6 protein-coding genes are annotated in these 7,250 nt (G+C 68.0%); 4 read left to right on the plus strand and 2 right to left on the minus strand.

Going from position 1 to position 7,250, the window contains the following annotated elements:
- Positions 1 to 2: 2 nt before the first annotated feature.
- The 3 genes from MMG85_RS15790 (at position 3) to MMG85_RS15800 (ending at position 5,632) form a co-directional block, all read left to right on the plus strand.
- Positions 3 to 2,084: a M13-type metalloendopeptidase gene (locus tag MMG85_RS15790; RefSeq protein WP_241046903.1), complete on the plus strand. Its 2,082-nt coding sequence runs from the start codon at positions 3 to 5 to the stop codon at positions 2,082 to 2,084.
- A gap of 182 nt (positions 2,085 to 2,266) precedes the next feature.
- Positions 2,267 to 3,442, plus strand: a complete 1,176-nt coding sequence (locus tag MMG85_RS15795; RefSeq protein WP_241046897.1) for an aminopeptidase — start codon at positions 2,267 to 2,269, stop codon at positions 3,440 to 3,442.
- A 168-nt stretch (positions 3,443 to 3,610) separates the two neighbouring features.
- A complete protein-coding gene (locus MMG85_RS15800; RefSeq protein ID WP_241046898.1) occupies positions 3,611 to 5,632 on the plus strand; it encodes a M13 family metallopeptidase in 2,022 nt (673 codons plus the stop codon).
- A 70-nt stretch (positions 5,633 to 5,702) separates the two neighbouring features.
- Here the strand turns inward: MMG85_RS15800 and MMG85_RS15805 are convergent, their stop codons facing one another.
- Positions 5,703 to 6,353, minus strand: coding sequence for a rhomboid family intramembrane serine protease (locus tag MMG85_RS15805; protein WP_241046899.1), 651 nt, complete (start codon positions 6,351 to 6,353; stop codon positions 5,703 to 5,705).
- Positions 6,354 to 6,396: 43 nt separating this feature from the next.
- On the minus strand, positions 6,397 to 6,735 hold the full coding sequence (locus tag MMG85_RS15810; RefSeq protein ID WP_241046900.1) for an MGMT family protein: 339 nt from the start codon (positions 6,733 to 6,735) through the stop codon (positions 6,397 to 6,399).
- Positions 6,736 to 6,781: 46 nt separating this feature from the next.
- Between MMG85_RS15810 and MMG85_RS15815 the strand changes: the two genes are divergently transcribed.
- On the plus strand, positions 6,782 to 7,192 hold the full coding sequence (locus MMG85_RS15815) for a hypothetical protein (protein WP_055935954.1): 411 nt from the start codon (positions 6,782 to 6,784) through the stop codon (positions 7,190 to 7,192).
- The last annotated feature ends 58 nt before the right edge of the window (positions 7,193 to 7,250 follow it).

A 7,250-nucleotide genomic window follows, 5' to 3' on the forward strand; every position in this document is an offset into this window, starting at 1 on the left:
TCCTGATGCTTTCGCTCGCCGTGGCCGCCGCGCTGGCCGCCTGCGCCAAGAAGGAAGATGCCGCCCCGGCCGCCGACACGGCCGCGAAGGCGCCCGCGGCGCTGGAACTCAAGCTGGACGAAAGCAGCCTGCCGGGCGTCAACCGTTTCCAGCTCGCCGACCTGGACGCCAGCAAGAACGCCTGCACCGACTTCGCCGGTTACGCCAACGGCAAGTGGCTGGCCGCCAACGCGATTCCCAGCGACCACACAAGCTGGGGCGCGTTCGAGATGCTGGCCGAGCGTTCCACCGCCATCCAGAAGCAGCTGGCCGAACAGGCCGCCGCGCATGCCGACGCCACCGGCGTGGAGAAGATCGTCGGCGACCTGTGGGCCACCGGCATGGACGAAGCCAAGGCCAACGCGCAGGGCATCGAGCCGATCGCGCCCGTGCTGAAGACCATCGACGGCCTGCAGGACAAGGACGCCATCGTCGCCTACCTCAACGGCAGCGCCGCCAAGGGCCAGGCGTTCCTGTTCGGCTTCGGCGCCGAGGCCGACTTCAACAAGCCCGACACCAACATGGCCTACGCCTTCCAGGGCGGCCTGGGCCTGCCGGACAAGAACTTCTACTTCGATGCCGACAAGAAGGCCATCCGCGATGCCTACGTGGCGCACATCGCCAAGGTGCTGGAACTGTCCGGCGTTGCCGCGGCGGATGCGCAGAAGCAGGCCGGCGACATCCTCGCGTTCGAGACGCGCCTGGCCAAGGTGTCGAAGTCGAACGAGGAGATGTCGCGCGACGTGTCGCTGTACTACAACCCGGTGACGCTGGCCGACGCCGACAAGCTGACGCCGAACTTCTCGTGGACAACATTCTTCGCCTCGCAGGGCGTGGCGCCGCAGGAGAAGTTCTCGCTGGCCGTGCCCGCCTTCCACCAGGAAGTCAGCACGATGCTGGGCGACACCGATCCGGCCGCATGGCGCGCCTACCTGCGCTTCCACACCATCGATGGCGCCTCGCCGTACCTGAGCGACGCCTTCGCCAACGAGAGCTTCAACTTCTACAGCAAGACCCTGCGCGGACAGAAGGAAATCAAGCCGCGCTGGAAGCGCGTGCTGTCCACCATCGAAGCGCAGAGCGGCGAAGCGCTCGGCCAGATGTACGTCAAGGTCGCGTTCACGCCGGAATCGAAGGCGAAGATGGAAACGCTGGTGGCCAACCTGGGGACCGCGCTGAAGGCCCGCATCCAGAACCTGGCATGGATGAGCGACGAGACCAAGGCCAAGGCGATGGAGAAGCAGGCCGCGTTCACCACCAAGATCGGCTACCCCGACAAGTGGCGCGACTGGTCCGGCCTGTCCACCGGCCGCGACAGCTACTACGGCAACGTGATGGCCGCGCAGGCATTCAACTACAAGTGGAACCTGGGCAAGATCGGCAAGCCGGTCGACCGCACCGAGTGGGGCATGCCGCCGCAGATGGTCAACGCGTACTACAACCCGCTGCAGAACGAGATCGTGTTCCCGGCCGCCATCCTGCAGCCGCCGTTCTTCGACCCCAACGCCCCGGATGAAATGAACTACGGCGGCATCGGCGCGGTGATCGGCCACGAAATGACCCACGGCTACGACGACCAGGGCAGCCGCTTCGGCGCTACCGGCAAGTTCGAGAACTGGTGGACCCCGGCCGACGCCAAGGGCTTCTCCTCGCGCACGGACAAGCTGATCGCGCAGTTCAACGCCTATCGCACCGACGCAGGCCAGGCGATCAACGGCAAGCACACGCTGGGCGAGAACATCGCCGACCTCGGTGGCCTGGCCACGGCCTACGACGCGATGAAGGCCGCCGCCGGCGATACGCCGGACCCGAAGACCGACGGCCTGACCCGCGACCAGCGCTTCTTCCTCAACTGGGCCACGGTGTGGCGCCGCAACTTCACCCCGGAAGAGCTGAAGAACCGCATCGCCACCGACGAACACGCCCCGGCGCAGTTCCGTGCCATCGGCGCGCCGTCGAACCTACCGACCTTCGCGGCCGCGTTCTCGTGCAAGGCCGGCGATGCCATGGTGCGCAGCGGCGACCAGCAGGTGGTGATCTGGTAACCCCACGCGCCACGGGGTGAGGAGGAAAGGCCCGGCATGTCCGGGCCTTTTCTTTGCACATGGCCATTACGGTCCGCCCGGCGGTCGGCCGCTGGCCGCTGCTGAGGGCGTGCCCCCTGTGCCAGCCGGACCGCAAGGGGGTGTCGCCAGGCCGAGCATCCACCCATCGAAGGAGGACTGCCATGACCCGTCTCACCGTGCCCGCGCTCGGCATTGCGATCGCCTGCGCCCTGCTCGCCGCCTGCCAGCAGCAGGAAAGCCCGCCCGCCGCGACCGCACCGACCGCGGCCGCCGCCGTGAAGGAAGGCGACGCCGTGGCCATCACCGGGCGCATGCACGACGCCGAACTGCTCGAGGACATCGCCTTGCAGGTGCGGCGCGCGGGCGCGTTCCCGCTGATCGAGTACAGCAGCGACCGGCTCGCGCGGCGGCTGTTCTTCGATGTGCCCGCGCAGTACGACAGCCAGACGCCGGCGATGGACCTGGCGCTGGCGGAGGTCTTTGACGTGGTCATCGCGTTGAACAACGGCACCTCGGAGAACCTGTTCGAGGGCGCGGACCCGCAGCGCGTGGCCGCCCGCGGCGAGGCCGGCGAAGCGGTCGGCCAGGCCTTCATGAAGCGCAACGTGCGGCAGCTCGAACTGGGAAACGGGCTGTACCCCACGCCGTGGCGCGCAAAACGCCTGGGCCTGTCCGAAGCCGACCTGGCAAAGACGTTCTGGGAGGGCGTCAACGTCGACTACGCCGCGCTGCAGACGCGCGGCCAGTCGGTCAAGGGCGCGCTGGCCGCCGGCAGCGAACTGCACATCACCCACCCCAACGGCACCGATTACCGGATGCGCATCCAGGGGCGGCCGATCCTGGTCAGCGACGGCACCATCGGTGCGGACGACCTGAAAGCCGGCGGGCCGGCGCTGCAGGTGTTCCTGCCCGCCGGCGAGGTCTACACCACGCCGCTGGCCGGCAGCGGCGAAGGCCGGATCGTCGCCACGCGCGACTACTTCCGCGGCCAGCCCATCGACAACCTCAGCGTGACCATCGCCGGCGGCAAGGTCACCGCCCTCACCGGCACCGGCCCGGGCTTCGCGCCGATGAAGGCCGACTTCGATGCGGTGACCGACGCCCGCAAGAACGAGGTCTCCTTCTTCGACCTGGGCATCAATCCGAACGTCAGGCTGCCGGCGGACAGCCAGGTAGGCAACTGGGTGCCCGCGGGCACCGTCACGCTGGGCCTGGGCAACAACCTGTGGGCCGGCGGCGACAACGCCATCACCTACGGCATGAACTTCTTCCTGCCCGGCAGCACGGTGACGCTGGATGGCAAGGTCATCGTCGACAAGGGGCAGCTGATGCTGTGAGCCCGCGATGGGCGGCCCCTCGCCGGGCCGCCCATGCCGATCGCCACGCTCTGTGACGCAGCGCATGGATCGGCCGCCAAGGCCACCGGCAGATGTGGGGAACGATGACGGAGCGCGCGCGACGCGCTTGCTAGAATCGCCCGTCCCCCGAACTCCTGGATCTTCCTGATGCCCAGCCCGCGCCACGCTCTCGGCCGCCCCACCCTGATCGCCTTCGCCCTCGTCATCGCCCTGGGCGCGCCGGATGCCGAAGCCCAACGCAGGAAGCGCGCCCCCGCCGCACCGGCCGTCAGCGCGCAGTGCGCCGACTTCTACGGTGCCACCAACGCGGACTGGCTGAAGAAGAACCCCGCCTCGGCCGACCAGGGAGCGGTGAGCGTGCTGGGCGCCTTCCGCGAGCGCACGCTGGAACAGCAGCGCGCCCTGCTCGACGGCGCCATGCGCGCACCGCAGGGCAATGTGCAGAAGCTGCTGGGCGACTTCTGGGCCAGTGGCCTGGACGAAGCCGCGGTGGACGCCGACGGCGCCAAGCCGATCGCGCCGCTGCTCGACCGCATCAACGCCATCAAGAAGCCGAAGGACGTGGCGCCGGCGATCGCCGCGCTGCACCAGGTCGGCATCCCGGTGGCCTTCAACTTCGGCCCCGACGTGGACCTGCAGGCGCTGGACCGCCACATCGGCTACTTCATGCAGGGCGGCCTGGGTCTGCCCGACCCGGCGTACTACACCCGCACCGACGCCGACACGCGCGAACTGCTCGGCCGCTACCGCACCTACGTCAAGCAGGTGCTGGCGCTGACCGGTACGCCGGCCAACAGGCTGGATGCCGAGTCGGCCCTGGTGATCGACGTGGAAACCCGACTGGCCCAGGTCTCCAAGCCGCTGGTCGATCTGCGCAGCCCATTCGCCAACTACGCGCCGGTGCCGACCAAGGACCTGGGCAAGCAGTACCGCAACCTGCAGCTCGACGCCTTCCTCAAGGTGCAGGGCGTCAGCGACGACACCGTGTCGATGGCCGACCCGGCCCTGTTCAAGCGCCTCGATGGCCTGGTGGGCAGCCTCAAGCCCGACCAGTGGAAGGCCTACCTGCGCTGGCGCGTGGGCGATGCCATGGCGCCGCACCTGGCCAAGCCGTTCCGCGATGCCGAGTTCGATTTCCGCGGCCGCGTGCTGCGCGGCGAGACCACACCGGCGCCGCGCTGGCGCCACGTGCTGGACGCCATCAACCTGGCCGCCGGCCCGATGCTGGGCAAGGAGTACGCCGAGCGCTACGTGTCGGCCGAGCACAAGCGCCGCGCCGAACAGATCGCCAGCCAGGTGCGCGATGCACTGGGCCGCGGCATCGAGCGCAACACCTGGCTGAGCGATGCCGCCAAGGCCGAAGCCAAGGCCAAGCTGGACAAGCTGAAGATCGAAGTCAGCACGCCCCGCCGCGACCTGGACTACAGCGTGCAGCCGATGGGCCGCGGCAGCTTCGGCGGCAACATGCTGATCGCCTCGACCTGGCGCCATCGCGAAGAGATGAAGCGGATCGGCAAGGGCAACGCCGACCGCCGCTGGGACGTGCTGCCGCAGCAGCCCGCGCTGGCCTACGACCTGGCGCAGAACCGCCTGATCGTCACCGCCGCCGTACTGCAGGAGGAGATCTTCGACGCCAAGCAGCCCGCGGCCGTGCAGTACGGCGCGTACGGCGCGCTGGTCGGCCACGAGCTGAGCCGCGGCTTCGACGTGAAGGGCCGCATGGTCGACGCCAAGGGCCAGCTGCGCGACTGGTGGACGCCCGCCGATGTGGCGGCGTGGAATGCGCTGGGCGACAAGGTGGTCGCGCAGTACAACGGCTACGCCTTCCCCGGCCTGAAGAACGTCAAGGTCAATGGTGCATTGACGCGCGACGAGAACCTGGCCGACCTGGCGGGCGTGGAACTGGCATGGGACGCCTTCACCACCGCCGAGCCGCAGGCCAACGCCGCCGCGAAGCAGTCGTTCTACAAGGCCTGGGCCACGCTCTGGGCGCAGAACCTGTCGGAAACCGAAGCCGCCCAGCGCGCCGCCGTCGACGTGCACGCCCCCGGCCAGTGGCGCGCCAACGGCCCGCTGGTGCAGCAGCCCTCGTTCGCCCAAGCGTTCACCTGCAAGGCCGGCCAGCCGATGCAGGCCAAGGACGCGGATCAGGTCAAGATCTGGCGCTGAGGCCTGCTGCAGGTCCCATGAAAAACGGCGCGGAATCCCGCGCCGTTTTTCTTCGCATGCCCTGCAGCGTTTACTTGACGCTGCGCAGATGCGGCGGCCTGGGCTTGCGCGGTCCCCTGCGGAACGGCGGCTGCCCACGCCAGTAACGGATCATCAGCCAGCCGAACACCATGCCGCCCAGGTGCGCGAAGTGCGCCACGCCCGGCTGCAATCCGGTGAAGCCGAGCACCAGCGCAAGCAACGCATAGAAGATCACCAGCGTGCGTGCCTTGATCTCCATCGGCAGCGGAAACACGATCATGCGGTGGTTCGGGAACAGCATGCCGTAGCCGAGCAGCAGGCCGAACACACCGCCGGACGCACCGACGGTGGGATACGGCAGCGCACCGCCCGCCACCATCCACCAGCCCACGGCGAGCTGCAGCAGGCCGGCGCCGGCAACGCAGACCAGATAGAACGTCAGGAAACGTTTCGTGCCCCAGGTCTGTTCGAGCGGCGATCCGAACATCCACAGCGCCAGCATGTTGAAGCCAAGATGCGCAAAGCCGCTGGTGTCATGCAGGAATCCATAGCTCAGCAACTGCCACGGCATGAAGCCATGGCCGACTGGCCACAACGCGAACCAGGCCTCGAACGCGGCGCCCAGCGTCAGTTGCAGAAGATAGACCGCGACGTTGGCAATCAGCAGATTGCGGGTGACGGGAAGAAGTCGGGGAAACATGGCAAACCTCGGAACAGTCGCCCCACATCATACGGGCAGCGCGTCAGCGTGCGCCGGGGCCCCACAGTGCCGCATCCAGCTCGTCCGCCTTCCGCGGGCGCTTCACGCGTCCGTTCTCCACCTTCACGCCCTCCGCGCGCAGGCGCTGGCTCTGCTCGCGGAAGGCCTTCGACCCCTGCGGGAACGCGATGCGTCCATCCGAGCGCAGCACGCGGTGCCAGGGCAACGCCGGATCGTCGTTCTGGCTGAGGATGCGCGCGGCCAGTCGCGCACGACCCGGCAGGCCGGCGCGATGCGCCACTTCGCCATAACCGGCGACCTGACCGTGCGGTATGGCACGGATCGCGGCCAGGATGCGATCTTCGGGAGACTTGGCGCTCATGCGGGATTAGCATAGCGGCATCGCATCGGTCACAGGGGAGCATCCCATGCAGAACTTCGAACAGGTCCGCGGCCACCTGAATTCTTCCGGCTACAAGGTGACCATGCACGATCCCTACGTCGCCTGCGTGGAACTCTCGCTGGGCAACGGCAAACGCCATCAGACGATCTACCTGTCCGAACTGGGCAACGACGACGAACGCGGCTACCTGCGCGTAAGCACCGTGATCGCACCGATGACCGGCATCGACGCCAAGCGCGCGTTGAAATTCAACTGGCAAAGCAGCGTGGGTTACCTGGCGATCGGCGAACTCGACGGCGTGCCCTATCTCCAGCTATGCGAAAACCGCCCCTACGAAAGCCTCAGTCCCGCCGAAGTGGACCGGCTGGTGCTGGAGATCGGCGGCCTGGGCGACAGCATGGAGCGGGCGCTGTCCGCGGAAGGGGATCTGTTGTGAGAGCCGGGACTAGGGACTAGGGACTAGGGACTAGGGACTAGGGACTAGGGACTAGGGA

Origin of the sequence: Pseudoxanthomonas sp. LH2527, assembly GCF_022539275.1 — a bacterium.
Lineage (GTDB): Bacteria > Pseudomonadota > Gammaproteobacteria > Xanthomonadales > Xanthomonadaceae > Pseudoxanthomonas_A.